The sequence below is a fragment of the Sphingomonas phyllosphaerae FA2 genome, assembly GCF_000427645.1.
Classification (GTDB): Bacteria; Pseudomonadota; Alphaproteobacteria; order Sphingomonadales; family Sphingomonadaceae; genus Sphingomonas; species Sphingomonas phyllosphaerae.
Genome location: NZ_KE386571.1, coordinates 600,233 through 625,451 on the forward strand (window position 1 = coordinate 600,233; position 25,219 = coordinate 625,451).

Annotated in this window: 32 protein-coding genes and 1 tRNA gene; 11 read left to right on the forward strand and 22 right to left on the reverse strand. The window is 67.7% G+C overall.

The annotated features are described in order from the left end of the window. Window positions 1–72: 72 nt before the first annotated feature. The gene (locus SPHPH_RS0103290) at window positions 73–393 is read left to right on the forward strand and encodes an FYDLN acid domain-containing protein (RefSeq protein ID WP_028965402.1); all 321 of its coding nucleotides are present in this window, start codon (window positions 73–75) and stop codon (window positions 391–393) included. An 84-nt stretch (window positions 394–477) separates the two neighbouring features. Continuing rightward, window positions 478–553, forward strand: a tRNA-Ala gene (locus SPHPH_RS0103295). A gap of 130 nt (window positions 554–683) precedes the next feature. Here SPHPH_RS0103295 and SPHPH_RS0103300 read toward each other — a convergent pair. Next, window positions 684–2,474, reverse strand: a complete 1,791-nt coding sequence (locus SPHPH_RS0103300; RefSeq protein ID WP_156025804.1) for a methyl-accepting chemotaxis protein — start codon at window positions 2,472–2,474, stop codon at window positions 684–686. Between the two features lie 259 nt (window positions 2,475–2,733). Between SPHPH_RS0103300 and SPHPH_RS0103305 the strand changes: the two genes are divergently transcribed. After that, window positions 2,734–3,933 carry a carbohydrate porin gene (locus SPHPH_RS0103305; RefSeq protein WP_028965404.1) on the forward strand — a complete coding sequence of 400 codons (1,200 nt, stop codon included), beginning with the start codon at window positions 2,734–2,736 and terminating at the stop codon, window positions 3,931–3,933. Between the two features lie 393 nt (window positions 3,934–4,326). On the opposite strand, the gene rpsD is transcribed toward SPHPH_RS0103305, so the two are convergent. Then, the gene (gene rpsD, locus SPHPH_RS0103310) at window positions 4,327–4,941 is read right to left on the reverse strand and encodes a 30S ribosomal protein S4 (RefSeq protein WP_028965405.1); all 615 of its coding nucleotides are present in this window, start codon (window positions 4,939–4,941) and stop codon (window positions 4,327–4,329) included. Window positions 4,942–5,161: 220 nt separating this feature from the next. Between rpsD and SPHPH_RS0103315 the strand changes: the two genes are divergently transcribed. Continuing rightward, window positions 5,162–5,464 (forward strand): chorismate mutase, encoded by a 303-nt coding sequence (locus SPHPH_RS0103315; RefSeq protein WP_028965406.1) that lies wholly within the window; start codon window positions 5,162–5,164, stop codon window positions 5,462–5,464. A gap of 317 nt (window positions 5,465–5,781) precedes the next feature. On the opposite strand, the gene SPHPH_RS0103320 is transcribed toward SPHPH_RS0103315, so the two are convergent. Continuing rightward, window positions 5,782–6,519, reverse strand: coding sequence for a murein L,D-transpeptidase catalytic domain family protein (locus tag SPHPH_RS0103320; protein WP_420329297.1), 738 nt, complete (start codon window positions 6,517–6,519; stop codon window positions 5,782–5,784). Here SPHPH_RS0103320 and SPHPH_RS21300 point away from each other — a divergent pair. Continuing rightward, the gene (locus SPHPH_RS21300; protein ID WP_162143905.1) at window positions 6,419–6,688 is read left to right on the forward strand and encodes a hypothetical protein; all 270 of its coding nucleotides are present in this window, start codon (window positions 6,419–6,421) and stop codon (window positions 6,686–6,688) included. The two genes, SPHPH_RS0103320 and SPHPH_RS21300, sit on opposite strands and share 101 nt — an antisense overlap. A 58-nt stretch (window positions 6,689–6,746) precedes the next feature. Then, entirely contained in the window at window positions 6,747–7,322 is a 576-nt protein-coding gene (locus SPHPH_RS0103325; RefSeq protein ID WP_028965408.1) for a L,D-transpeptidase family protein, read from the forward strand. A gap of 4 nt (window positions 7,323–7,326) precedes the next feature. On the opposite strand, the gene SPHPH_RS0103330 is transcribed toward SPHPH_RS0103325, so the two are convergent. After that, the gene (locus SPHPH_RS0103330; protein ID WP_028965409.1) at window positions 7,327–8,106 is read right to left on the reverse strand and encodes a TSUP family transporter; all 780 of its coding nucleotides are present in this window, start codon (window positions 8,104–8,106) and stop codon (window positions 7,327–7,329) included. A gap of 53 nt (window positions 8,107–8,159) precedes the next feature. On the opposite strand from SPHPH_RS0103330, the gene SPHPH_RS0103335 reads away from it, so the two are divergent. Continuing rightward, entirely contained in the window at window positions 8,160–8,861 is a 702-nt protein-coding gene (locus SPHPH_RS0103335; protein WP_028965410.1) for an NAD-dependent deacylase, read from the forward strand. Window positions 8,862–8,931: 70 nt separating this feature from the next. On the opposite strand, the gene SPHPH_RS0103340 is transcribed toward SPHPH_RS0103335, so the two are convergent. Genes SPHPH_RS0103340 through SPHPH_RS0103350 form a run of 3 tightly spaced genes read right to left on the reverse strand, consistent with a single transcriptional unit; the run spans window position 8,932 to window position 10,763 of the window. After that, window positions 8,932–10,020 carry an RluA family pseudouridine synthase gene (locus SPHPH_RS0103340; RefSeq protein ID WP_028965411.1) on the reverse strand — a complete coding sequence of 363 codons (1,089 nt, stop codon included), beginning with the start codon at window positions 10,018–10,020 and terminating at the stop codon, window positions 8,932–8,934. Beyond that, window positions 10,017–10,397: a fluoride efflux transporter CrcB gene (gene crcB, locus SPHPH_RS0103345; RefSeq protein ID WP_028965412.1), complete on the reverse strand. Its 381-nt coding sequence runs from the start codon at window positions 10,395–10,397 to the stop codon at window positions 10,017–10,019. Before crcB ends, SPHPH_RS0103340 begins: the two co-directional genes overlap by 4 nt. A gap of 36 nt (window positions 10,398–10,433) precedes the next feature. After that, the gene (locus tag SPHPH_RS0103350) at window positions 10,434–10,763 is read right to left on the reverse strand and encodes a DMT family transporter (protein WP_028965413.1); all 330 of its coding nucleotides are present in this window, start codon (window positions 10,761–10,763) and stop codon (window positions 10,434–10,436) included. Window positions 10,764–10,848: 85 nt separating this feature from the next. Here SPHPH_RS0103350 and SPHPH_RS0103355 point away from each other — a divergent pair, with 85 nt between their 5' ends. Beyond that, window positions 10,849–11,070 (forward strand): hypothetical protein, encoded by a 222-nt coding sequence (locus tag SPHPH_RS0103355; protein WP_028965414.1) that lies wholly within the window; start codon window positions 10,849–10,851, stop codon window positions 11,068–11,070. A 78-nt stretch (window positions 11,071–11,148) separates the two neighbouring features. Here the strand turns inward: SPHPH_RS0103355 and SPHPH_RS0103360 are convergent, their stop codons facing one another. The 7 genes from SPHPH_RS0103360 to SPHPH_RS21020 all read right to left on the reverse strand — a co-directional run bounded on the left by SPHPH_RS0103360 (window position 11,149) and on the right by SPHPH_RS21020 (window position 15,338). Continuing rightward, on the reverse strand, window positions 11,149–11,718 hold the full coding sequence (locus tag SPHPH_RS0103360) for a glycine zipper 2TM domain-containing protein (RefSeq protein WP_028965415.1): 570 nt from the start codon (window positions 11,716–11,718) through the stop codon (window positions 11,149–11,151). 97 nt (window positions 11,719–11,815) lie between these two features. After that, the gene (locus SPHPH_RS0103365) at window positions 11,816–12,244 is read right to left on the reverse strand and encodes an OsmC family protein (protein ID WP_028965416.1); all 429 of its coding nucleotides are present in this window, start codon (window positions 12,242–12,244) and stop codon (window positions 11,816–11,818) included. Between the two features lie 109 nt (window positions 12,245–12,353). Then, complete coding sequence (locus SPHPH_RS0103370) at window positions 12,354–12,659, reverse strand: glycine zipper 2TM domain-containing protein (RefSeq protein ID WP_081668478.1); 306 nt, start codon at window positions 12,657–12,659, stop codon at window positions 12,354–12,356. A gap of 86 nt (window positions 12,660–12,745) precedes the next feature. After that, the gene (locus SPHPH_RS20380) at window positions 12,746–13,321 is read right to left on the reverse strand and encodes a winged helix-turn-helix domain-containing protein (RefSeq protein ID WP_051272807.1); all 576 of its coding nucleotides are present in this window, start codon (window positions 13,319–13,321) and stop codon (window positions 12,746–12,748) included. Between the two features lie 36 nt (window positions 13,322–13,357). Further along, window positions 13,358–14,281 (reverse strand): hypothetical protein, encoded by a 924-nt coding sequence (locus SPHPH_RS18820; RefSeq protein ID WP_051272808.1) that lies wholly within the window; start codon window positions 14,279–14,281, stop codon window positions 13,358–13,360. Then, on the reverse strand, window positions 14,269–15,195 hold the full coding sequence (locus SPHPH_RS20385) for a hypothetical protein (RefSeq protein WP_028965418.1): 927 nt from the start codon (window positions 15,193–15,195) through the stop codon (window positions 14,269–14,271). Before SPHPH_RS20385 ends, SPHPH_RS18820 begins: the two co-directional genes overlap by 13 nt. Next, window positions 15,195–15,338: a hypothetical protein gene (locus tag SPHPH_RS21020; RefSeq protein WP_156025806.1), complete on the reverse strand. Its 144-nt coding sequence runs from the start codon at window positions 15,336–15,338 to the stop codon at window positions 15,195–15,197. The genes SPHPH_RS20385 and SPHPH_RS21020 overlap by 1 nt, the downstream gene beginning before the upstream one ends. A gap of 109 nt (window positions 15,339–15,447) precedes the next feature. Between SPHPH_RS21020 and SPHPH_RS0103395 the strand changes: the two genes are divergently transcribed. The 3 genes from SPHPH_RS0103395 to SPHPH_RS0103405 are packed head-to-tail and all read left to right on the forward strand — an operon-like array spanning window position 15,448 to window position 16,912. Continuing rightward, complete coding sequence (locus tag SPHPH_RS0103395; protein ID WP_051272809.1) at window positions 15,448–15,900, forward strand: PaaI family thioesterase; 453 nt, start codon at window positions 15,448–15,450, stop codon at window positions 15,898–15,900. Next, window positions 15,897–16,280 carry a PaaI family thioesterase gene (locus tag SPHPH_RS0103400; RefSeq protein ID WP_028965420.1) on the forward strand — a complete coding sequence of 128 codons (384 nt, stop codon included), beginning with the start codon at window positions 15,897–15,899 and terminating at the stop codon, window positions 16,278–16,280. Before SPHPH_RS0103395 ends, SPHPH_RS0103400 begins: the two co-directional genes overlap by 4 nt. Then, window positions 16,277–16,912, forward strand: a complete 636-nt coding sequence (locus SPHPH_RS0103405; protein WP_037487994.1) for a trimeric intracellular cation channel family protein — start codon at window positions 16,277–16,279, stop codon at window positions 16,910–16,912. The genes SPHPH_RS0103400 and SPHPH_RS0103405 overlap by 4 nt, the downstream gene beginning before the upstream one ends. Before the next feature lie 274 nt (window positions 16,913–17,186). Here the strand turns inward: SPHPH_RS0103405 and SPHPH_RS0103415 are convergent, their stop codons facing one another. The 8 genes from SPHPH_RS0103415 to SPHPH_RS0103450 all read right to left on the reverse strand — a co-directional run bounded on the left by SPHPH_RS0103415 (window position 17,187) and on the right by SPHPH_RS0103450 (window position 25,211). Next, window positions 17,187–17,945: a phosphoadenylyl-sulfate reductase gene (locus tag SPHPH_RS0103415; protein WP_028965423.1), complete on the reverse strand. Its 759-nt coding sequence runs from the start codon at window positions 17,943–17,945 to the stop codon at window positions 17,187–17,189. Next, on the reverse strand, window positions 17,938–18,417 hold the full coding sequence (locus SPHPH_RS0103420; RefSeq protein WP_081668483.1) for a DUF934 domain-containing protein: 480 nt from the start codon (window positions 18,415–18,417) through the stop codon (window positions 17,938–17,940). The genes SPHPH_RS0103415 and SPHPH_RS0103420 overlap by 8 nt, the downstream gene beginning before the upstream one ends. Beyond that, entirely contained in the window at window positions 18,410–20,041 is a 1,632-nt protein-coding gene (locus tag SPHPH_RS0103425) for a nitrite/sulfite reductase (RefSeq protein ID WP_028965425.1), read from the reverse strand. Before SPHPH_RS0103425 ends, SPHPH_RS0103420 begins: the two co-directional genes overlap by 8 nt. A 40-nt stretch (window positions 20,042–20,081) precedes the next feature. After that, complete coding sequence (locus SPHPH_RS0103430; protein WP_028965426.1) at window positions 20,082–20,378, reverse strand: DUF2849 domain-containing protein; 297 nt, start codon at window positions 20,376–20,378, stop codon at window positions 20,082–20,084. Further along, entirely contained in the window at window positions 20,375–21,163 is a 789-nt protein-coding gene (gene cobA / locus SPHPH_RS0103435) for a uroporphyrinogen-III C-methyltransferase (RefSeq protein ID WP_028965427.1), read from the reverse strand. The genes SPHPH_RS0103430 and cobA overlap by 4 nt, the downstream gene beginning before the upstream one ends. Before the next feature lie 296 nt (window positions 21,164–21,459). Next, window positions 21,460–22,374: a DUF808 domain-containing protein gene (locus SPHPH_RS0103440; protein ID WP_028965428.1), complete on the reverse strand. Its 915-nt coding sequence runs from the start codon at window positions 22,372–22,374 to the stop codon at window positions 21,460–21,462. 21 nt (window positions 22,375–22,395) lie between these two features. Continuing rightward, window positions 22,396–23,805, reverse strand: coding sequence for a succinylglutamate-semialdehyde dehydrogenase (astD, locus tag SPHPH_RS0103445; protein ID WP_051272810.1), 1,410 nt, complete (start codon window positions 23,803–23,805; stop codon window positions 22,396–22,398). 47 nt (window positions 23,806–23,852) lie between these two features. After that, entirely contained in the window at window positions 23,853–25,211 is a 1,359-nt protein-coding gene (locus SPHPH_RS0103450) for a protein adenylyltransferase SelO family protein (protein ID WP_028965430.1), read from the reverse strand. Between the last annotated feature and the right edge of the window lie 8 nt (window positions 25,212–25,219).

Consider the following 25,219-nt stretch of genomic DNA (forward strand, 5'->3'; position numbering starts at 1 on the left):
CGCTATGGCAAGGCACGCGCCACTTCACAGGGCGACCTGTTTGATCCACCCATCCGAAAGGCTTTTCACGGCATGATCCAGCCGGAATGGGGCACGAAGCGTACGTGCCCGAAATGCGCGACGCGTTTCTACGACCTCCAGAAGGACGAGCCCGTCACCTGCATCAACTGCGGTTATGCATGGCAGCCGGAGCCGATCCTCAAGTCCAAGCAGCCGCTGCCGTTCGAGGCCGCCAAGCCCGACAAGGAGAAGGTCGACGCCGATCTGGCCGGTGACGACGAGGATCTGGACACTGGTGAAGACGAGGAGCCCTCGCCCGACGACGAGGTCGATCTCGGCGGCGATGACGATCTTGGCGTCGAAACCAGCAACGAAGACGACGAAAACAACTGACCTTCCAAAAAGCTTGGCGAGTGGCGAAATTGCCGCTTGCCAAGCCGGCGGCCCCCGGCTAGTGGGCTGCCTCCCGGACGGAATGGGGCCGTAGCTCAGCTGGGAGAGCGTCGCAATGGCATTGCGAAGGTCAGGGGTTCGATCCCCCTCGGCTCCACCATTTCCGTCCCGAACGGCGCTATAGCCGCTCGTTCCCCGAAATAATCTGTGCGCGCAAAAGCTGGCTGTTCTTTTACAGCGATTGCGGAGTGCCGTCTGACAAGCGCGCCCGCCCGCCGATCACTTCGGCATCAGAACGCGTCCCAGTCGTTATCCTGCACCGCCAGTGCGGCATTGCCGACCGTTTGCGGCACCATCCGGCGTCGCATCATCGCGACCGGAGCCGGCGCTGCCCTCACCGCCGTATCGGCCGCGCCGATGCGGAAGCGCGCAATCTGACGCGCCATTTCATCGGCATCGGAGGCGAGGCTGCGCGCGGCGGCGGTCGATTCCTCGACCATCGCGGCATTCTGCTGGGTCACGCCGTCCATTTCCGCGACCGCGGTGTTCACCTGCTGCAGCCCGGTTGCCTGTTGCTCGGCGGACGCAGCGATGTCGCCGACCAGCGAGTCGATCTCCGCAATCCGCTCGATGATCCGCGTGAGCGCCGCGCCGGTTTCGCCGACCAGCCGCACGCCTTCCTGCACCTGATCGCCCGAAGCGGTGATGCGCAGCTTCACGTCCTTCGCCGCGTCGGCCGACCGTTGCGCCAGCGCGCGCACTTCGGACGCCACGACGGCGAAGCCCTTGCCCGCATCGCCCGCCCGCGCTGCCTCGACGCCGGCGTTGAGCGCGAGAAGGTTGGTCTGGAACGCGATGCCGTCGATGACCGAGATGATCTCCGAAATCTCCGCCGAGGTCCGCTCGATCCCGCCCATCGCCTCCACGGCGTTGCGCACCACCACACCCGAGCGGCGCGCCTCGTCGCTGGCGCTGGCGACCGCGGCATTCGCGCGGTCGGCGCGTGCGGCGGTGCTGCGCACCGTGCTTGTGATCTCGTCCATCGCCGCGGCGGTTTCCTCGAGCGAGGCCGCCTGCTGCTCGGTGCGTTGCGACAGGTCGTCCGACGCCTGACGGATGTCGCTGGCGCCGTTGTTGATGCTGCTCGCGGATTGCACGACATGCGTCAGCGTCGATTGCAGCGCCGCGACCGCATTGTTGAAATCGTCCTTGATGCGCGCGAACGGCCCGGTCAGATCCGCCTCGACGCGCGCGACCAGATCGCCCTCCGCCAACCGCGTGAGCGCCGCGCCTAGCCCGTCGACGATCAACGTCGTCTGCGCTTCCTTGGCACGTTCCGCTGCGGTCAGCTGGTCGCGCAATGCCGCGGTCGCCTGCGCCAGTTGCCCCAGTTCGTCGCGACGCCCGGTCGCTGGGATCGCCGCGTCCATCTGCCCCGACGTCATGCGCTTGAGCACGTCGACCAGCGCGAGCAATGGCGCGACGATGAAGCGCCGCATCAGAATGCCCGCGGCGATGACGACCGCGAAGGTCGTGATCGTAGTGATCGCCAGCAGGATGCGCGCGATCGCGGCGGCTTGGTCGGCGCGCGCGTTGACGGTGCGGACGTGCAATTCGATCGCGTCCGACAGGTGGCTCATCCCGCCTTCGAGCTTCTCGAACGCCGCCACGAACGTCGGCAGCAGCGTGGACGCGCGCGCCGGATCGTTCGCCGCCGCGGTCGCGATCTGCTGCGCGGTGGCGATATAGGCGTCGACCTGCGGCTGGATCTCTTGCGCCTGCGCCGAAACCTGCGGGGCGGCGGCGTCGATCCGGATCGTCTTGCGCAGCAGCGCGGTGTCCTCGTTCAGCGCCCTGCGATTTTCGGCGACGCTTAAGTCGCCGACGGTGGTGGCGCGCAGGATCGACAAGATGTCGCCGCGCACCGCATCGTGCATCATGTCCGCCGTCATGTGATTGCGCAGCAATGCGGAGGCGGCGCTGGCATCTGCGCGCGCATCGGACTGACGAGCGTTCGACCAGACGCTGGCGGCGCACGACAACACGACCAACAAGGCGATCGCGGTGATCGTGATCGTCATCATCCGGTTTATCGACTGCACCTGAACCCCCGCGCGGTGAACGAGCCGGGAGAATAGTCTTGCACATCATAATATCGGGTTAGCGCAACCGGGCTTGACAAGCAGGCGCACGACCCTGGCATTGTGGCGTGCCGGAAGACCATTTGCTGATCCCTGAAGCACATACGGGTGTATCACGGGTTTACCACGTCGCTGAACGGAGGCTCCACGATCGCACGTTATATGATGATTGATCGTCAACATCATGGGTCGATCGCTCGTGACACCGAATCGGACGCGCATCGCGCTGGCCGTGCTGGCGCTGGCCGGCTGCCTGTTCGGGCAGCCCGCGCTGGCCCAGGAGGCCGCCCCTACCGATAATCCCTTCTCGCTCGACGTCACCTACAAGGCCGACGTCACGGGCGTCGCGTCGGGCGGGGTGGCGCGGGGCGCGCGCTACCTCGACAATCTCGATGTGGTCGGCGAGGCGGATCTCGAGAAGGCGGCGGGCTGGAAGCAGACCCTCGCACACGTCTCGCTGCTCAACAATTTCGGCGGGCGGCCGAACGATCTGTCGGGGTCGATCCAGGGCATCGACAATATCGAAGTCGCAAAGACGCGGTTCAAACTGTACGAGGCGTGGGTCGAAAAAGGACTTGGCGCGCACCTCACGCTGCGTGCCGGCCTGTATGACGTCAACAGCGAATTCTATCAGAACGATGCGGCCGGCCTGCTGATCTCGCCGATGTTCGGCGTCGGATCGGAACTGGCCGCGACAGGCACGAACGGCCCGGCCATCTTCCCCTCTACCGCGCTGGCGCTTCGCCTGAAAGCTGTGACCGATCGCACCTATGCCTCGGTCGCGGTCATCAACGCGCGCGCCGGTACGCTGGGCGACGAACATGGCATCGACCTGTCCGGGCATGACGGCGCGCTGCTGATCGGCGAGGCGGGATGGACGGGCCGGGGCAAGCTGGCGATCGGTGCCTGGCATTACACGCGCAAGCAGCCGACGATCATCCCGCCGGGACTGACGGCCACCGACGACCATCATTATTCGCAAGGGCTGTATTTGCTCGCCGAGCAAGGACTGGCGGGGAAGGACGAGGACGCGAGCCGCTATCTGGTCGGCTTCCTGCGCCTTGGCCTGTCGGATGGCACCACCACACCGTTCCACGGCGGTTGGCAGGGCGGAATGCTGCTCAAGCGCCCCCTCAAAAGCCGCCCGGCGAGCGCCTTCTCCATCGGCGCGGGCAGCGGGGTGTTGTCGCGCAACTACCGGCTGAGCAATCCCGCCGATCTGCCGCCGCTGCGCGACGCCGAAACGATCATCGAGGCGACCTATAGCGACGAGATCGTCAAGGGCGTGTCGGTGCAGCCCGACGTCCAATATGTCATCCATCCGTCGGCGGACCCGACGATCCGCAACGCGCTGGTGCTGGGCGTGCGGTTGACGATCGGCTGGTCGAACCACTCGTAAGGGAGATCGGCGTCCGGCGTGCCAAAGCGGACAGCCGTCGGCTCCCTATTCGTCGTCCCGGACTTGATCCGGGGCCCCGCTGTTCCTTCGACGGCGCGTCGGCGATCATACATTCGCGGTTGGCTCCGTCCGATCGAGGCCGCGCCACCTGCTTGGACAGGCTAGGCAAGACGAGGTGAGGCGATGCACCCCACATCCGTCATTGCGAGCGTAGCGAAGCAATCCAGCGCGTCCTGATCAACCCCGGATTGATTGCCTCGCAACGCTCGCGATGATCGAGACGATCGCTGCGCTAATCAACCGACACGACACACGAAAAAGGGCGGCCCCGCCGGGGACCGCCCTTTTTCGTGTCCGGTCTCCGGCGGCATCGCTGCCACCGGAGAAATCCGATCAGCGCGAGTAGAACTCGACGACCAGATTCGGCTCCATCTTCACCGGATAGGGCACTTCGTCCAGCGTCGGCACGCGGACCAGCGTCACCTTGGTGTTGCCGTCCTGCGCGACATAATCGGGCACTTCGCGCTCGGCGAGGTTCTGCGCTTCCATCACCAGCGCCATTTCCTGCGCCTTGGTGCCCAGCGAGATCTCGTCGTTGATCGAGCAGCGACGCGACGCGACATTGCACTTCACGCCGTTGACGCGGATGTGGCCGTGGCTGACCAGCTGACGCGCGGCCCAGATCGTCGGCGCGAACTTGGCGCGATACACGATCGCATCGAGGCGGCGCTCGAGCAGGCCGATCAGGTTCTGCGAGGTGTCGCCCTTCATGCGCGACGCTTCGTCATAGGCGTGACGGAACTGCTTCTCGGTCACGTCGCCGTAATAGCCCTTGAGCTTCTGCTTGGCGCGCAGCTGGATGCCGAAGTCCGACACCTTGCCCTTGCGGCGCTGACCGTGCTGGCCGGGGCCGTACTCGCGCTTGTTGACCGGGCTCTTCGGACGGCCCCAGATGTTCTCGCCGAGACGACGGTCGAGCTTGTACTTGGCGCTATGGCGCTTCGACATGTAATTACCTTTGCAATAGGCGAATGACGTTTTCCGCCTTCCTGATCCGAACTCGTTCGGGGAGGGCAGGGTTGTTCCCGGTCTCGCGCCACACCCCGGATCGAGGTGCAGGCCCGCCGCTTCACCGGGATGCGGGGGCGATTGCGAAGCGGCGCGCCTAGCCGGGCAGGGCGCGCAAGTCAAGCTGGACAGACGCCGCGCCGGTCGCCAAGCAGCGCGCATGAGCGAGATCCTGCCCGGCCAGCATTGCACCACGATGAGCGACGTCCGCGCCGGCGTCGACGCGCTCGACCGCGAACTCGTGGCGCTGCTGCGGCGGCGGTTCGACTATATGGACGCCGCCGCGCGCATCAAGCCCGAGCGCGGCGCGGTGCGCGACGAGGCACGCAAGGCGCAGGTAATCGCGCAGGCGCGTGATGAGGCCGAGCGGCTGCGCCTACCCGGCGATGCGATCGCGGCGATGTGGGAAACGCTGGTCGAGGCGTCGATCGCGTATGAACTCGCGGCCTTCGACGCACGCTGAGCAGAAGAGTCGCCGACATAGCGTCGCCCCGGACTTGATCGAGGCCTCTGCGAAAGTCCCCTTCTTGTACCCCGGCGAAGGCCGGGGCCCAGTTGGGGAGGCTTGTAACTGACTGAAACACCTTCCCAACTGGACCCCGGCCTCTGCCGGGGAACGGCTTATGAAGGATATGGTCCGCACTTTCGCAGAGGTCTCGACTTGATCCGGGGCTCCGCTTCTTCCTTGCGGCCCGCAACGTTGAGGCTGGGCCCCGGATCACGTCGGGGGCGACAACATCTGGCTGATGGTCGGGCACTACCGCTACGTGGCGTGGGGCCTCACACCTTCGCGGCGTAGATCATCCGCCCCGGCCCGAGCCGCTCGAACACTTCGGTCAGTTCGTTCTCGCCGACCGCGAAACAACCCTGACTACGCCCCAGCATCCCGCGCTCGCGGATCATGTCCGGGTTGGCGTACCAGGCCGCATGGACGACGATCGCACGATCCAGCGCATTGTTGTTGGTCGCGTCCAGCCCGAGCAGCCGCTGCGAGCGTCCGTGCTTGCCGACATAATAATCGGCGGTCGCGAACGCGCCTTCGCACGACGCATTGGAGCCGTTGGCGTTCGAGAACCGCTGGAGATAGCCGGTGTGCGCCGGGTCGGAGCCGCTGCCGTGCGCGACCAGCTTCGACACGGTGCGCCCGTCCTCCAGATTGATCAGGTGGAAGCGCGGCTCGCTCGACCCGGTCGAGAAATCCGCCACCGCGATCCGGTCGCGCTTGGCGATGCGGCTGCCATGCTGCTCGAGCGCCGCCAGCGCGCGCTTCAGCAGCCGCGGGTTGACGCCCGGTGCATCGATCGCGGGCGGCACCGTCGCGCTCGCCACCGCAGGCTGCGTGACCGGCGTCGCCGACGGATGGAAGAAATCGTCCGGGATCAGCGATTCAGGCGCGCTGCGGCGTGCACGGTCGCGCATGCCGGCCGAGACCGCTCCCGGGATCATCAAGGCGCCGACGAACAACCCGCCGGTCTTCAGCAAAGCACGACGCGACGCGACCGTATCCTGCGAATGCATCATGAGTAACGTAAATCCCCAACCCAATGCCGGCCCCAATCAGGGCGATGTAGCATGGAACGAGTTAATTATCGTCAACGTTAACCGCTGTTTGTACCCGGCAGGAGCGCATTTGCCGCAGATGTCGAACGCTTCGTCGCCCGGCACCGAAACGGTTTCGCTGCGTTGATTGATCGTCGGGCGCCGGATGAGCCGGCCGCCACAACGAAAGTCCGAAGGCCACCGCCATGCGCCGAATCGCTCCGTTTCTTCTCGCCGCGCTGTTGACGACCGGCATCGCCGCGCCGGCACATGCCGATGGCGCGGAGGCGCTGGCGATCACCGAGGCGGCGGCGACCCTGCCGCCCAATCGCTTCGTCTGGACGCCGGCGGCGGACGGGCCGGGGCGGGTCAGCGTGCTGATCTCGATCCCCGATCAGCGCGCCTATGTGTTCCGCGGACAGCAGCTCGTCGCCGCCTCGTCGGTATCGACCGGCTCCGACGATCGCCCGACCCCGACCGGCACTTTCACGATCCTGCAGAAGAAGGCGCAGCATCGCTCGAACCTGTACGACGATGCGCCGATGCCGTTCATGCAGCGGCTGACATGGGACGGCGTCGCGCTGCATGCCGGGCGCAACCCCGGCTTTCCGGCGTCGCACGGCTGTATCCGGTTGCCGACCGCGTTCGCGAAGAAGCTGTTCACCGTGACGCAGGTCGGCGCGACCGTCGAGGTCACCGACGAGGCCTATGTCGCCGGGGCGTTCCTCCCGAGCGGCGATGCGGAGGACACCGCCCGCGCCAACGATTATGCCAGCCGCTAGGCGGTCACCGGCGCAGCCACGTCCATAACGGGTTGGCCGGGTCCGATAGCAATTTGATCGTCAGCGCTATCGACATGACGACCAGCAGCAACCGGACTCCCTTGCCGCCGAAGCGCAGCGCGGCCCACGCGCCGCACTGATTGCCCGCGACGTTCGCCGCGGCCATCGCGCCGCCCAGCAGCCACAGCACCTTGCCGCCCGCGATCATTGCGGCAAGCGCGGCGATGTTCGTCGCGAGGTTGAGGAACTTGGTATTGGCGATGGCGCGCACCAGACCGAGCCCACCCAGCGCGACCAGTGCGGTGGTCAGGAACGATCCGGTCCCGGGCCCGAAAAAGCCGTCATAAAATCCTAGCAACGTGGTCACCCCGGTCAGCCCGGCGCGTCCCAGCCGCGCATGACGATCGGTCTCGCTCATCGGCGGTGAGAGCAGGAAATAGAGCGCCATCGCGATCAACAGCACGGGCACGAAGGCGGCGAGGAAGCGCGGATCGACATGCTGCACCGCCACCGCGCCGGCCACGGAACCCCCAAATGCGCCCACCGCGGGCAAAAAGAAGCGGCGCAAATCGACATGCCCGGCGCGCCAGAAGGTCAGAAACGCGGACCCGGTCCCCACCGCACTCTGCAACTTATTGGTCGCCAACGCAGAAACTGGCGGGACGCCCGCCGCGAGCAGCGCCGGGATCGTCAGCAACCCGCCACCGCCCGCCAGCGCATCGATCGCGCCTGCGACAAACGCGACCAGAACGAGGAAGGCGAAGATGTCGGGGGCCAGGTGCATCGCCGCCGCCTATGCGGCTTTGCCGCGCATCGCCAGCCCGCTAGGCTAGGGTCATGAGGAACATCGTTATTCTCACCGGCGCGGGCATCTCCGCCGAAAGCGGTATCGCTACCTTCCGCGGGCCGGGCGGGCTGTGGGAAGGGCACCGGGTTGAGGATGTGTGCACGCCCGAGGCGCTCACGCGCGACGCGGCGCTGGTCCACCGCTTCTACGATCTGCGGCGCGCGGCGCTGTCCACCGTCACGCCCAATCGCGCGCATGAGGCGCTGGCGCGGCTCGATCGCGAGTGGACGGGTAAATTGTTGATCGTGACGCAGAACGTCGACGATCTGCACGAGCGCGCCGGGGCGCGGCGGATGCTGCACATGCACGGCGAATTGCGCTCGGCGCTCTGCGCGGCGTGTGAAGCGCGCCTTCCTTGGAGCGACGCGCTGCCGCCGGGCACCGTCTGTCCGGCATGCGGGGCTGCAGCGTTGCGCCCGGACATCGTCTTCTTCGGCGAAATGCCGTACCAGATGGAGCGGATCGACGAGGCCTTGTCGTGCGCCGATCTGTTCGTGTCGATCGGGACCTCAGGTGCGGTCTACCCGGCGGCGGGATTCGTTCAGCTGGCGCGGCAGTACGGTGCGGCGACGCTGGAGCTGAACCTCGATCCGTCGGATGGCAGCGCATGGTTCGACGAGACGCGGCTCGGACCGGCCGGCACGCTGGTGCCGGCGTGGGTCGACGAAATGCTGTCAGCAAACCGGACCTGATCCGGCACCCCGTTTCCCGCCGGTGTTCGGCGGGAGGCGGAGCATCGTATTCAATTCGGAGCGATGACAGTTACTTCGCCGCGCCGCGTCCGCGCCGTTCGCCGCGGCGTTCCTTGCGCACCGTCTTGGCATGTGCCCGCGCGCGCGCCTTCTTTTCCTCGCGGGTCGGGGGCAGCTTGACGTCGAGCGGCATCATGTCGCCCGCCATCACCTCGAACCCGAGGCTCGCGAGGCTTTCGCTGAAGTGCGTCGGCAGCTCCGCGGTAACATCGATCTCGCCACCATCGGGGTGATCGACGCGGATGCGACGCGCATGGAGGTGCATTTTACGACTGATATTCCCGGTCAGGAACGCCGCGGGACCACCATATTTGCCATCCCCGACGATCGGGTGCCCGATGGCGGCCATATGGACGCGCAACTGGTGTGTGCGCCCGGTGAACGGCTGCAGCTCGACCCAGCAGGCGCGATTCCCGGCGCGCTCGATCACGCGGTACCGGGTGCGGGCGGGCTGGCCGTTCTCTTCGTCGACGTGCATCTTCTCGCCGCCGGTGCCCGGTTGCTTGGCGATCGGCAGCTCGATCATCCCGTCGTCGATCGACGGCACGTCCACCACCAGCGCCCAATAGACCTTCTTGGCGGTACGGCTGGAGAAGCTCTTGGCGAAGGCCGCGGCGGCACGCGCGCTGCGCGCCACCAGCAGCGCCCCCGACGTGTCCTTGTCGAGCCGGTGGACCAGCTTCGGCCGCCCCTCCGCCTCATACTGAAGCGCGTCGAGCAGCCCGTCGACATGCTGGACGGTCTTGGTGCCGCCCTGCGTCGCGAGGCCCGGCGGCTTGTTGAGCACCAAGGCGGCGGCGTCCTTGTGGATCACCATTTCGCGCGCGAACGCCGCCTCGTCCTCGCTGAGCGGCGGGCGCTCGCGCTTCGGGCGTTCCTCGGCGCGCTCGGGCTCGGGCGGGGGCACGCGCAGCACCTGACCGGCCTGGATGCGGTCGCCAGGGCCGACCCGCGCGCCATCGACGCGCAACTGCCCGGTGCGTGCCCATTTGGCGACGGTGGTGAAGCTGGTGTCGGGCAGGTGCCGCTTGAACCAGCGATCGACGCGAATGCCGTCGTCGTCATAGCCGACGGTGAACTGGCGGATGGCGTCGCTCATGCCGGCACCCGTGCGATGGCAAGGCCCGCGAACAGCGCGACGATCGCACCGGCCACCGACAGCAGGACATAGCCGAGTGCAGCCGCCAGCGCGCCGCGCTCCATCATGCCGACGACATCGAGCGCGAACGAGGAGAAGGTGGTGAAGCCACCGAGCACGCCGATGCCGAGCAGCAGCCGCCACGTCTCACCGCCGGCGCTGGCGTTGCGCGCGAGGACGCCGACGAGCAGCCCCATTAGCAGCCCACCAACGATATTGACGGTCAGCGTGCCCCACGGCCAGCCGGCACCAAGCGCGTGCGTCATCGCGCGCCCGGTCAGATAGCGTGCGCCGGAGCCGATCGCGCCGCCCGCCATGACAAGAAACAGGGAGTTCATCGCTGCGCCCTATCGTGTTTCGGCGCGCAAGGGAAATCAGCCCTGCGCGCTGGTCGAGAACAGGTTCATCACCAGCACCCCCGTGACGATCAGCGCCATCCCGACGATCGCCGCGGTATCGAGCCGCTGTCCTTGCCACAGCCACGCAACGGCGGTGACCAGGATGATCCCGACCCCGGACCAGATCGCATAGGCGATGCCGGTCGGCAGTGTCCGCAGCGTCAGCGACAGAAAGTAGAAGGCGATGCCGTAACCGAGCGCCGTCACCAGCGTCGGTAACGGCCGCGTGAACCCGTCCGACTGTTTCAGCGCCGAGGTGGCGGTGACTTCAGCGACGATCGCGACCAGTAGCAGAAGATAGGCCATGCGCCGCCTTGTCGCTCGTTCGTTGGCGGTCCGCTATGCGTGTCTTGCTCTTGCAAGACACCGTGCGAGGGGCCATGTTGTAGTCATGCTGAACCTGATTTCGATCGCCATAGGCCTGGTCGCGCTCCTGCTCGGGATCGTGCCGTTCCTGCCGTTTCTCGCCTGGGGCTATTGGTTCGTGATCCCGATCGCTGTGGTCGGCGCGGCGGTCGGCGCGCTGTCGTCGCACAATAGCGGGCGCAACCTCAATCTCGTGCTGATCCTGATCTTCGGGCTGCGCCTGATGCTGGGTGGTGGGCTGATCTGATCGGCCGACCCTCGTCGCTACGCTGGCGATGACGATGTCAGGCGAAGCGCCCGGCACGCCGCCGGGCGCTTCGTCCGATCAGCGGCACACCACCTGCCCGCGATCGACCTGCTGGCCGAGCAACGCGCCGCCGCCCGCGCCGATCAGCGTGCCGAGCAGCCGCGAACCGCCGCCCGCGATGATGTTGCCGAGCGCGCCGCCGGCCAGACCGCCGACGATCAGCCCGGTCGTGCCGTCGTTGCGGCGGCAATAATAACGTCCGTCGTTGCCGCGGTAGATGCGGTCGTTGCGGGTCAGTGCGCGCTGCCGATAGTAACGCCCATCGCGATAGTAGCGATCGGCATAATAGCGGCGCTGGCCGGGTTCGATCCGGTTGTGATCGTAGCGCCCCGACTGACGCCAGTCGCGCAGCCGGTCGTTGCGATCGCGCCGCGCGTCGCGAACGTTGTCGCGATATTCGCGGCGGGCATCACGCACCTCGCGACGCGAGTCCGCATCGCGCAGGTCTTCGCGATATTCCTCCCGCGCGTCACGCACGTCCTCGCGATATTCGCGGTTCGCTTCACGCGGGCGCTGCGCCGCTGCCGGGGTGACCGACAGCGACGTCAGCGCTGTGGCGCCGAGCACCGCCGCCATGATGATACGCATCACATCTCTCCTTCGCTTGATCAGAGTTAGGTCTGAACGACGACGGAGTGGGGCGGTTGCGTGAACGCAAGACTACTTCGCGTTCACTTTCAGGACATTATTGCTCGAGCTGGTGCGTCAGGCTGATTTCGGTGTTCAGCAACTTCGATACCGGGCAGTTCGCCTTGGCCTCCTCGGCGATCCGGGCGAACTCATCCTGCGCGATGCCCGGCACCTTCGCCTTAAGGTCGAGCTTCGACGAAGTGATCGTGAAGCCGTCGCCATCCTTGTCGACGGTGACGCGCGCGTTGGTTTCGAGCGTGCCGTCGTTATAGCCGGCCCCCGCCAGTGCGAAGCTGAGCGCCATTGTGAAGCAGCTGGCATGCGCCGCGGCGATCAACTCCTCGGGGTTGGTGCCCGGCCCATCCTCGAACCGCGATCCGAAGCCATAGCGCGTGTCCTTCAGCACCCCCGACTGGGTCGAGGTCCAGCCGTTGCCGTCCTTGCCGAAACCTTCGTAGCGCGCGGATCCGCTGCGTGTGGGCATGTCCTGCTCTCCTTGTCACACGAAAAAGGGCGCGATCCGTGTCCCGGATCGCGCCCCACAAACGTCCATCGGCGCATAAAGGCGCACCGACGGTGCTATTTTCGGGTCATCAACGGCACTGACGCTTGCCGCTGCGCTCGATCTCGCGACCCGCCAGCGCGCCGCCCACGCCGCCCAATACGGTGCCCAGTGTCCGGTCGCCACGGGAGTCGATCGTGCGACCCAGCAGGCCACCCGCGACCGCGCCGACCACCAGGCCGGTGGTGCCATCGGGCTTGCGGCACCGCAGGCGACCGTCGTTACCGCGCCATTCGCGATACTTGTGGCGGCGCTGCGCATCGGCATCGACCGTGGTGGCCATCAGGGTCGGGGCGACCATCGCCGCTGCGCCAAAAGCGAGCATGAGTTTACGCATGAAACATTCTCCCGTTCATTCAATCGTGATGCTGCCGAAACGTCCTTCTTTTAGCGCAGTTGCATGAACCTGTAACAACGTCGCATTCATCTTGGGACAGGCGGCGGGTGGTCGGGAATGAGGCGATATCCGCGTCCGCGATCGGTGAGCAGCATCGGGGCTCCGCCCTCCCGTTCCAGCGCGGCGCGCAGCCGCGACACATGGACCGCCAGCACGTTGGTGCCGGGATCGAAGCGCAGACCGAACAGCGCCTGATGAAGCTGTGCTCGGGCGACGGTCTGATTGCAGTGCCGCGCCAGCAGGTCGAGCAGCGCATATTCGCGCGGGAGCAGCGAAAGGGGGCGCCCGTTGCGCCGCGCGGTGCGCGTGATCCGGTCGATGTGCAGGGAGCCGATCGTGATCGCCGCCGCCGGGGCGAGCAGCCGGCGCGCGCGCAGCGCGATGGTCGTGTCCGACCCGCTGCTGGCGTCGTCGGCCCCGGCCAGCAATGCCGCCCGCTCATCGCTCTCGTTCGTCGCGACTGCAAGGATCCGCGCCGCCGGGCAGGCGCGTGCGTCGGCGAGCGCGCGTGCGGCGACGATGGCCACCGTCGCGGCGGGTGGTGCGACCAGTGTCAACCCGACGGCGCGCAACGCCGCGGGCAGCGTGGGTCGCTCGATCAATACGCACACCGCCACGGTCGGCGGGCTAACGCCACGTCATGCGTCGGGAAGCGCGCTCGCCTCCGATCCGGTGCGGCTTTCGCCAGCCCGGGTCAGCACCCGCCTGGCGATATCGACGACCAGCGGGCTGGGATCGTCGATCGCGCGCTCCGCCAGCGCGACCGCATCGTGTCCCGCGTCGGTCGCGGCGCGCAGCGCGGTGGCGCGCATCCGCGGGTGCGGATGCCGCAGCGAGAGATCGGCGGCCAGCGCAACACCGGCATCACCGCCGAGCCGCGTCGCCAGCGTCACCAATGCCTCCGATCCGGTGACGGTCATCGCCTGCGCCACGACGTTGCGCGCTGTGTCGAAGCGATATTGTGTCCGCCAGCCCTGTGCCGGCGTGGCGCCGAGCACGTTCAGCGATACCGAGAAGAGATCGGGCGGGCGCTGGACATGCACGTCGTGATGCGCGCGGTAGAGGAGTAGACGGCCGGGGCTCAGCCGCTCGCGCGCTTCGAACGCCAGCCGGGCCGGCTCGCCCGGTAGCCCGGCCACGGCGCCGTCGAACCGATAGTAATCGCTCCAGTAACCCGGCCCTAGGTAGCCGACGGTCAGAAACGAGAAATTATGGTCGTGCGGCAGGTCGTAGAAGAACGGCGCGGTGCCGCCCGCCTTCACCACCGCGTCGTCGCGCGCCGGCCAGAAGGCGGCGCGGATCGCATATCGCGCGGAGGGTGCGCCGAGCATCAGTACCTGCGCGCCGTAGCGATTGTCACGCTGCCCGGCGAAGCGCTGTTCCAGTTCGGCGATTGCGAGGTCGGCGAGAAAGGTGCGATTGCGGCCGAGCCGCGCCAGCCAAGGTCCCATCGCGGCGAACGACTCCTCGTCGCGCGGGTCCCAACGCTCGTGCTCCAGCGCCTCGATCAGCTCGTCGAGCGGGATCGCCGCGCCTTCGCCGGGTGCGATTACGCGGGGCACAGGCGCGCCTCGACCAGCGGGAGCGTCGCGCAGGCGACGGCGCTCACCTCGGGATGCGGATCGGTGGCGGCAAGCGAGCGCAGCCGGGGTAATGCCGACGTCGCATCCAGCGCCAGCCATTCGCGCATCGCGGCCCAGCGCAGGTGGAAGGCGGGGGCGTGCGTCGCCGCCTCGAAGCAATCGATGGCGTCGCGTCGTCCTTCGTGGCGCAGCAGCGTCAGCAGCAGCCGGGTGCGCGACTGGTCCTGATCGGTCGCGGCGACGCGCAGCAGGCGACCACTCTCACGCGCATATTCGCGCACCAGCCCGGTGGTGCGCGTCGCGAAGGTCAGCGCGACGACCTCACCGCCCGCGCCCTCGATCAGATGCGCGCGGGTCCGGCCGTCGATCGTCACGACATCACCATCGTGCAGCGTCAGCGGCGGCAGGGCGGTGAGCGTTGGCGCAGTAGCGGCGCAGAATCGCGCATCGGCATCGCCGGCATGCCAGCGATGCAGCAGAGCGCCGTTCGTCACCGCATAGCGCGCGACGACCAGCCGACCCGAGGAGACCAGCGTCGTCTCCGCCGAAGGCCTTGCCAGCGCTGCGCCATTGAACACCGTCGCGCCCAGCACCCCGGCGGGCAGTTCGAGCAACTCGACCGTCGTGCGCAACCGGTCGCGCGTGACGCGCAGCGGCGGCTCGAACCACGGATCGTCCGACAGCGCATCGATCAGCGGCGCCAGCAGCGGCGTGATCCAATCGGCATCGTGCAGGACAGCGCGCGCTGCTTCCGCGACCGCGTCGACATCCTGTGGATCAATATCGGCGAAGGCGGCGCGAAGGCGGGCGACGGGCGCACCGGCGAACCACGCCTGTGCGGTTCGTTCGGAGCGTCGCTCGGCGGCCGCCCATTGCGCTGCGGTCGGCAGCATCAGCGCCGCGGGTTCTGCGTCATGATGACGATCGCGGTGATATACTCGCACGTATGATCGGCCACTTCCTCCAGCGCGCGGATCGCGCCGGTGTTCGCGACGGGCGTGTCGAGTTCGGGAAGGTCGTCGATGTCGATCGGCATGGCGTGAGACTCCGTTGATGAGCCCGGTATGTCGACGCTGGCGCTCGCGCGGCGTTAGTTAAAAGGATGCAACATTGCGCACCGGCAGCGGGCGTGTAGAGGGCGAGCGATGGATTGGGACCCGACCACGATCACGCGCTATCTGCTGGAAACGCCCTCGGTGGCCGGGCACGGCGGTCGGCTGGGCCAGCACTATCACGCGCATGGCGACGATTGGGTGGAGGTGGCGCAGCCGTGGCACGCCGATCTGGTCGGCGACGAGGACAGCGGGCTGATCGCGTCCGGTCCGATCATTGCGCTGATGGACATCGCGACCAGCCTGGCGGTGTGGCACCGCGTCCGCAGCTTCGTCGCGCACGCCACGCTCGACCTGCGCATCGACTATCTACGCCCGGCGCGCCCGCATCAGATTGTGATTGGGCGCGGCGAGTGTCTGCGTATCACCCGCTCGATCGCGTTCACGCGCGGGATCGCGCACGACGGCGACCCGGACGACCCAGTCGCGCATGTCGCGGCGACGTTCATGGCGACCGCCGGCCATTATCCGCGGGTCGGGGCATGAGCTTGCCGCCCTATGCCCGGCTGCTCGGCGTGACGCTGGAGCTGGTCGACGACCTGCCCCAGATCGTGATGCCGTTCGGGCAGCACGTCGTCGGACGACCCGGTTTCCTGCAGGGCGGGGCGATCGCCGGGCTGCTGGAGGTCGCCTCGGTGGCAGCGCTGCGTCATGCGCTAGCCGGTGAGACGGCGCGGATCAAGCCGATCAACGGCACGGTCGATTTCATGCGCGGCGGCCGCGATCACGTCACGCGCGCGGCGGGCGAGATCACGCGGCTCGGCGCGCGGGTCGCCACCGTCACCGCAATCGCGTGGCAGGACGATCGCGCGCGTCCGATCGCCAGCGCGAGGATGAACTATCTGATCGAGCGCGCCGGCAGATGACGCCGCCGCTCGATCCGGTCGTACTGTTGCCGGCATTCGCGCCGTGGCTGGACGTTGCGGGACTCGCGGTCTTCGCCGCATCGGGCGCGCTGGCAGCGGCGCGGCGTGCGCAGACACCGGTGACACTGGCGTTTTTCGCATTGATCACCGGTGTCGGCGGCGGAACGGTGCGAGACCTGTTGATCGGCGCTCCGGTGTTCTGGGTGCATGACTCGCGGGTCGCGGCGGTGTGCCTGTTGATGGCGGGGGTCATCTGGATCACGCCCGAGCGCTGGTGGCGCGGCGCGGCGCTCGACTGGTTCGATGCGGTCGGGCTGGCCGCCTATGCGGTCTACGGCGCGGCCAAGGCGCTCAGCTATGGCGTGCCGCCGCTGCCGGCCGCCTTGATGGGAGTGGTGACCGGCTGCGTCGGCGGGATCATCCGCGACGTGCTGGCGGGAGAGCCGTCGATCCTGATGCGGCCCGAATTGTACGTGACCGCCGCAGCGCTGGCGGCGGGCTGCTACGTCGGGCTGCGCGAGCTGGGGATGGTGCCCTGGCACGCGGCGGTGATCGCGGCGGTCGCGGGGTTCGCGCTGCGGGCGGCGGCGATCCGGTTCAAGCTGGGGCTGCCGGCTTATGGCGAACGATAGCCGGCGCGACCTCATGCGCTCTGTCACGGGAGGGTCGGCGCCGCGGGCGCAGGACGACGCAGTCATGGGCCCCTGCCTGCGCAGGGGCGACGGCAATGGGGGAGCGGGGCTGAAGGCTGCGGTCGTTTGTCAGCCCATCGTCATTCCCGCGCAGGCGGGAATCCAGACGCGCAGGTCTGTCGCTAGAGACGCGCCGGAAGCGTTTCTGGATTCCCGCCTGCGCGGGAATGACGACGGCGTCCGGCCGACGGTTTCGTGGCGCTGACAGGAAGGCTCAGAACGCCGGTTCCTCGCCCGGCTTCTCCGCGACGTGAATGCCGCATTCCACCTTGTCCCAGCCGCGCCAGCGCCCAGCGCGCGGGTCTTCGCCCGGACGGACCTTCGACGTGCACGGCGCGCAGCCGATCGACAGATAGCCCTGCGCCTCCAGCGGATGGCGCGGCAGGTCATGCTCGGCGAAATAGCCGTCGAGCTTTTCCTTCGACCAGTCGGCGAGCGGATTGATCTTCAACCGGCCCTCGTCTTCCTCGAAGCGCGGCAGCGCCTTGCGGGTCTTCGCCTGGAAGCCCTTGCGCCCCGAGATCCACGATTGGAACGGCATCAGCGCGCGGCGCAGCGGCTCGACCTTGCGCAATTCGCAGCAGCCATCGGGATCGTAGGACCAGCGCAGCCCCTTTTCGTCCTTCAGCCGCAACAGCCGCGGGTCGGGACGAAACACGCGCAGGTCGGTCAGCCCCAGCCGCTCGGACAATTCGTCGCGATAGGCCAGCGTCTCGCCGAACATCTTCTGCGTATTGGTGAAGATCACCGGCACGTCGCGGTCGACCGTAGCGATCATGTGCAGCAGCACTGCCGACTCCGCGCCGAACGACGACACCGCCGCGATCCGCCCGGCCAGTTCGCCGGTCAGCAACTCGCGCAGCATGTCGGGCGCGGACACGCCCTCGAACCGCTCCTGCATCGCCGCGGCATCGACGGCGGTAAAGGGGGGGCGGACGTCGATGATGTCCAGATCGTGAGCCGGCTCACCCATGGCGCAATTTCCAGACCGGGACCGCCGCGTCGGCGGCCTTTTGATAGACATGGTCATAGCGCTCCAGCGAGCGCTTGAGCACAACCGGATCGACCGCGGCATGCGGCGCGAAGGCGTCGAAGCCGCAGCGGCGCATCAGCGGGATCTGGTCGACCAGCACATCGCCCTCGGCGCGCAGCTCGCCCGCATAGCCCGCCTCGCGCAAGATCCGCGCCACCGAATAGCCGCGTCCGTCGCGGAAGGTCGGGAACGACACCTCGACCAGCGCGAGCCGGTCGAGGTGCGGGATCAGCGCGCGCGCATCGTCACCTGGCTCGATCCGCACCGCGGTAGCGTTCGACTGGCCGGCGAGGAACGCGTCGAGCGTCACCGCAGGCTCTTCATGCGCCGCGCCGTCGCGAAAGCGCAGATGCGCGCGGTCGTCGATCAGGTCTACCTTGAAGGCGTCGGGGACCTCGAACGCATCAACCATAAATCGCCTCCTTGAACGGCTGCATGCCCACGCGGCGATAGGTGTCGACGAACCGCTCCCCGGTTTCGCGGATGCGGACATAGGTGTCGGTGACGCGCTCGATTGCATCGACCACGCCGTCCTCGTCGAAGCCGGGGCCGGTGATCTTGCCAAGCGACACGTCCTCCGCGCCCGAGCCGCCGAGCAACAACTGGTAATTCTCGGTGCCCTTCCGGTCGACGCCGAGGATGCCGATATGCCCGGCGTGGTGGTGGCCGCAGGCGTTGATGCAACCGCTGATCTTGAGCTTCAATTCGCCCAGATCGCGCTGGCGATCGAGATCGGCGAACCGCTGCCCGATCTTTTGCGCCAGCGGGATCGACCGCGCATTGGCGAGCGCGCAATAATCGAGCCCGGGGCAGGCGATGATGTCGCTGATCAGGTCGAGGTTCGCATCGGCCAGCCCGGCCTCGGTCAGCGCCTCCCACACCACCTTCAGGTCGGCGATGCGGACGTGCGGCAGGACGATGTTCTGTGCATGGGTGACGCGCAGCTCGTCGAAGCTGTAGCGTTCGGCGAGATCGGCCATCACGTCGATCTGCTCGGCGGAGGCGTCACCGGGGATGCCGCCGATCGGCTTGAGCGAGATGGTGACGATCGCATGGCCTGGCTGCTTGTGCGGGCGCACGTTCTGGTCGAGCCACACCGCGAAGTCGGGGTCGCTACGATCCGCGACCGCGCCGTCGTCGGCAGCGAAGGCAGGCGCGGCGAACATCGCGCTGATCCGTGCCAGTTCGGCGGCGGGCGGATCGATACCGAGCTGGCGAACCTGCGCGAATTCCTCCTCGACCTCGGCGCGGTATTTGTCCGCGCCCAGTTCGTGGATCAGGATCTTGATGCGCGCCTTGTAGATATTGTCGCGCCGGCCGTAGCGATTGTAGACGCGCAGGCACGCCTCCAGATAGCTCATCAGCTGGTCGGCGGGGATGAAGTCCTTGATCTCCGGCGCGATCATCGGGGTGCGGCCCATGCCGCCGCCGACGAACACCTTCACGCCGAGCACACCGTCGCGCTCGAGCAATTGCAGCCCGATGTCGTGGAGGCGCATCGCCGCGCGATCTTCCTCGGCGGCGATCACCGCGATCTTGAACTTGCGCGGCAGGTACGTGAATTCGGGGTGGAAGGTGCTCCACTGCCGCAGCAATTCCGCGAACGGTCGCGGATCGGTCACCTCGTCGGCGGCAGCGCCCGCAAACTGGTCCGAGCTGATGTTGCGGATGCAATTGCCGCTGGTCTGGATCGCATGCATCTCGACCGTCGCCAGTTCGGCGAGAATGTCGGCGGCGTCCTCCAGCTTGATCCAATTGTACTGGATGTTCTGGCGCGTGGTGAAATGGCCATAGCCACGATCGTACTTGCGCGCGACATGCGCGAGCATCCGCATCTGCCGCGCGTTGAGCGTGCCATAGGGCACGGCGACGCGCAGCATATAGGCGTGCAGCTGCAGGTAGAGGCCGTTCATCAGCCGCAGCGGCTTGAACTGGTCCTCGCTCAGCTCGCCCGAAAGCCGACGCTGGCACTGGTCGCGAAATTCCTCGACCCGCGCATCGACGATCGACTGATCATATTCGTCGTACTTGTACATCGTTGCTTCCTCGATCCCCGCGCAGGCGGCAGGGAGGGGTTCAGATCACCCAGTCGCCCGCAAGGGCATCGGCGGGCTTGAGCGTCAGATCGGGGCGGACGGTCGGGCCGAGCGCGCGAATCCGGTCCTTTATATGCGCGGGGCGGGGACCGTCGGGGGTCTCGCTCGCCTCGATCACGTAGGGGACGTTGACGCGGCGCGCGGCCTCTTCCTCGCGCGCGATCGCCTCGGCGCGCTCACCGGCGTCGCCGGCGTCGGCGATGTGGCGCGACCAGCCGTGGCCGGTCCACCAGACCACGTCGCCGCTCGCCAGATCGTTGCCGGTCACCAGCCTCATGCCATCGTCTCCGCCACCTTCGCATAGCCCGCCAGCCGGTCCTCGGCGTCGGACAGTTCCACCACCTCGCCAACGACGATGATCGCCGGGCTCGCCACCTGCTCGCGCAACACCATCGCGCCGAGATCGGCGAGCAACGTGCGCAGCGCGCGATGGCCGGGCAGCGTGCCCTTCTCCAGCACCGCGACCGGCATGTCCGGCGCGACGCCATCGGCCATCAATTTGTCGGCGATCGCCTCGGCGGTCGCGACGCCCATATAGATCACCAAGGTGCGGCCCTGTCCGGCGAGCCCCGACCAGTCCTGATCGGTCAGCCCCTTGCACTGGCCGGCGACGAAGGTGACCGCCGAGCTGTGATCGCGGTGGGTGAGCGGCAGCATCGCCTCGGCGGCGCAGCCGAGCGCCGCCGACACGCCCGGGATCACCTCGACCGCCAATCCGGCGGCGCGCACTGCCTCAACCTCCTCGCCGCCGCGTCCGAAGATGAACGGATCGCCGCCCTTCAGCCGCACGACAACGCTGCCGGCCATGACATGCGCGACGATCAGCGCGTTGATCGCTTCCTGCGGCAGCGTGTGGCGCGCGCGGCGTTTGGCCACCGAGATTCGGTGCGCTTCAGGCGGGGCGAGATCGAGGACACGCGGGTCGATCAGCCCGTCGTGGACGACGACGTCGGCCGAACGCAACGCTTCAACCGCACGGACGGTTAGGAGGCCGGGATCGCCGGGGCCGGCACCGACGAGGATGACGCGGCCGCGCGCGTCGGGATCAAGAAGGGTCGCCATGATGGCATCGCACATGGGGCAGGGCGGCGGATGGCGCAATCGAGCGATGCTTGGCGGTGGCGTAGGATTGGTTTTGTGGTGGTTGTTGCTGAGGGTGGGGTGGACACAGCGGCGTTTGGCTTGCCGGGCGCGGCGGTGGCTGATTGGACAGACATGGGCCCCTGCCTGCGCAGGGGCGACGGTTAAAATGGGACGGATCCGATCAACAAAAGCCGTCGCCCCTGCGCAGGCAGGGGCCTATGTCTGTCGAGTTGAAGCGTGACGGCGCCTCGCAGGCGACAGACGTGTGTCGCCCCTCAATGCCGCGCCGCATGACCCTTGTGCATGACCGCCGCGATTACGCCGCCGACGATCAGCCCGAACACCCCGGCTACGCCAGCGCTGACCAGCCAGCCGAGCGCACCGCCGCCCGCGCCCTCGGCGAGATGATGCACGAATTGGGCCGGTGCCGGCACGCCGACATCGGCGGCATTGTGGATCAGCAGGTCGCCGCCGACCCACAGCATCGCCGCGGTGCCGACGACCGTCAGCACCTGCATCAGCACCGGAACGCCCTTCACCAGCCCGCGTCCGATCGCCTGCGCCGCCGCCGACGGTCGCTGCGCCAGATACAGGCCAACGTCGTCCGCCTTCACGATCAGCGCAACGACGCCGTACACGCCCGCGGTGATCAGCACGGCGACGATCGCCAGCGTCACCGCCTGCGTCAGCAGCGGCTGGTCGGACACCTCGCGCAGCGCGATCACCATGATCTCGGCCGACAGGATGAAGTCGGTGCGGATCGCGCCCGACACCTTTTGCTTTTCCAGCGCGACCGGGTCGGTCGTCACCGTTTCCTCGTCCGCGCCATGCCCGCCCGACACCGCCTCGATCACCTTTTCCGCACCCTCGAAGCACAGGAACGCGCCGCCCAGCATCAGCAACGGTGCGAGCGCCCAGGGCGCGACCGCGCTGAGGATCAGCGCGGCGGGCAGCAGGAACAGCAACTTGTTGCGGATCGACCCCAGCGCGATCTTGCCGATGATCGGCAATTCGCGCTTCGGCGAGAGTCCGACGACATAGCGCGGGGTGACCGCGGTGTCGTCGATCACCACTCCGGCTGCCTTCGTCCCCGCCTTGGTGGCGGCGGCCCCGACATCGTCGAGCGAGGCCGCGGCCAGCCGCGTCAGTCCCGCGATGTCGTCGAGCAGCGCGACGAGTCCGCTTGCCATGTCGTTCGATCCTTTTATAAATCAGGCGTCGGCGAGGCCGATGCCGATCGTCGCGCGGGCCGCCTCGGCTTCGTTCGAGACGACGGGATAGGCGCAATAATCGGCGGCGTAATAGGCGCTTGGGCGGTGGTTGCCCGACCAGCCAATCCCGCCGAACGGCGCGGACGACGACGCGCCGTTGGTCGGACGGTTCCAGTTGACAATCCCGGCGCGCGCGCCCGCCCAGAAGCGGTCGAACAGCGCCGGAGTCTGGCTGATCAGCGAGGCCGACAGGCCGTAGCGGGTGTTGTTGGCCTCTGTGATCGCGCCGTCGAAATCGTCAGCGCGGATCACCTGCAGCAACGGGCCGAACAGCTCGATATCGGGGCGGTCGCCAACATCGGTGACGTCGATGATGCCGGGCGTCACGAACGGCCGATCCTCGGCCGGGCGCGCCATATGCTGGATCGGGCGACCGCCCTTCATCATTAACGCGAGGAAACTCTCGGTCAGCCCGTCGGCGGTGTCATTGTCGATCACCGGGCCCATGAACGGCGCCGGATCGTCGTGCGGCGCGCCGACGATCAACCGGCGGGTCAGCGACGCCAGCTCGGCAAGCAACGGTTCCGCCAGCGATTCCTGCACGATCAGCCTCCGCGCGGCGGTGCAGCGCTGCCCGGCGGTGGTGAAGGCTGACTGGACGATCAGCACCGCGGCGGCGTGCAGGTCGGGCGTGTCCCACACGAGGATCGGGTTGTTGCCACCCATCTCCAGCGCGAGAATCTTCTCGGGCTTCTCCGCGAAGGCGCGGTTGAGCGCGATACCGGTGCGCGCCGAGCCGGTGAACAGCAGCCCGTCGATCCCGTCGTGCGCGGCGAGCGCACGGCCCTCGTCGGGGCCGCCGATCACCAGCCGCAGCGTCTCGGGCGGAACCCCGGCGGCGTGAAAACAATCGACCAGAAACGCGCCGGTGGCGGGGGTTTTCTCCGAGGGTTTGAAGACGATGGCGTTGCCCGCGATCAGCGCGGGGACGATGTGGCCGTTGGGCAGATGTGCGGGGAAATTATACGGGCCCAGCACCGCCAGCACGCCGTGCGGCTTGTGGCGCAAAGCCATGCGGGTGTTCATCGGCGCGTCGAGCCGGCGCTGCGCGGTGCGCTCGGCATAGGCGCTGACCGAGATATCGACCTTCGCCGCGACGGTGTCGACCTCGGTGCGCGCCTCCCAGAGCGGCTTGCCGGTTTCGCGCGCGATCAGGTCGGTGAAGGCATCGGCGCGCTGGCGGACGACATTGGCGAAGCGGCGCAGCGTTTCGATGCGGAACGACAAGGACTTGGCCGCCCACGGCACGAAGCCGGCGCGCGCCGCCGCCACCTCGGCATCGACGTCGGTCGTCTCCGCACGCCACAGTTCCGCGCCGGTGGCGGGTTCGAAGGAGATCAGCTCTGCCATGCCGCTGGTCTTAGCCGTAACTTTCATCAGGGCGGAAGGGGGGATCGTCAGCGCAGCGCGTCGCCCATCACGCGGATGTTGGCGATGGTTGCGCCAAATGGCCCCCAATCGTCGGCATCGGCGATCGGCGACCAGATCGCCTCGACCCGGTCGATCAGCATCGAGCACGGCTCCCCCTGCCAATAGGCGTGATCGCGCGCGCGGCGGGGCGAAAAGGCCTGTAGATGTTGACGGACCTCGTCCCATTCATTGCCGTAAGTTTGCGGTAGTGGTTGCGCAAAGGCATCGAAGAAGAACTGGTCGACCGGCGTGAGCGTCGCGCGCAACGCCCGTTCGACCGCCTGTACCAGTGCGCGGTTCTCCTCCGGTGCGCGTGGCACCCGACCCATCCGCCACAACACCGCTTCGGCGATCGCGGGCTGATACTGGCCGGCGAACGCGTCGAGCGCGGCGATCAGCGGCTCGGACTCGCTGATCTGCGCGAGCGAGGAAGCGAGCTGCATCACGTCCCACAGGATTGCCTCGGGCTGGCGGCCGAAGGCGTAGAGCCCGGCGTGGTCGAAATAGGCGGCGACGAACCCCGGGTCCCACACCGGCGCGAACCGCCACGGACCATAGTCGAAGCTCTCGCCGGTGACGTTGATGTTGTCGGAATTGAGCACGCCGTGGACGAACCCCGCCGCCATGTAGCGCGCGGCGAGCGTCGCGGTGCGCGCAACGACCCGCTCCAGCAGCCGGACGGGATCGTCGCTGTCCTCGCCATAGAGTTCGCGCAGCACATAGCCGGTCAGGCGGCGCAGCGCGTCCTCGTCGCGGTGGTAGGCGAGCCGCTGGAACGTGCCGATGCGGATATGCGAATGGCTGAGCCGCACCAGCACGCTGCCGCGCGTCGGCGAGGGTTCGTCGTTGCGCTCCAGCGCCTCGCCGGTTTCGATCAGCGAGAAACTGCGCGAGGTCGGCACGTTCAGCGCCTCGAGCATCTCGGTCGCCAGCACCTCGCGGACGCCGCCCTTCAGCGTCAGGCGGCCGTCGCCGAACCGGCTCCACGGCGTCTGCCCCGATCCCTTGGTGCCGAGGTCCATCAACCGCCCGCGATCGTCGCGGAGTTGCGCGAAGGTGAAGCCGCGCCCGTCGCCGATGTCGGGATTGTACACGCGGAACTGATGCCCGTGGTAGCGCAGCGCCAGTGGCTGTTCGAGCGAGCCGGGTAGCGGCGCGAAGCGGCCGAAATGCGCGACCCATTCGGCATCGTCGAGCGTGTCGAGCCCGACCTGCGCCGCGGCGCGATCGTTGCGAAAACGAAGTATCGCCTGCGGGAAGCGCGCCGCGGCGACTTCGTCGTAAAAGGGGTCACCAAGCGCGGTGAGGGTGCGCTCGGGGCGATATGCTTGCGGGTCGACGGCCATGCCGCGAT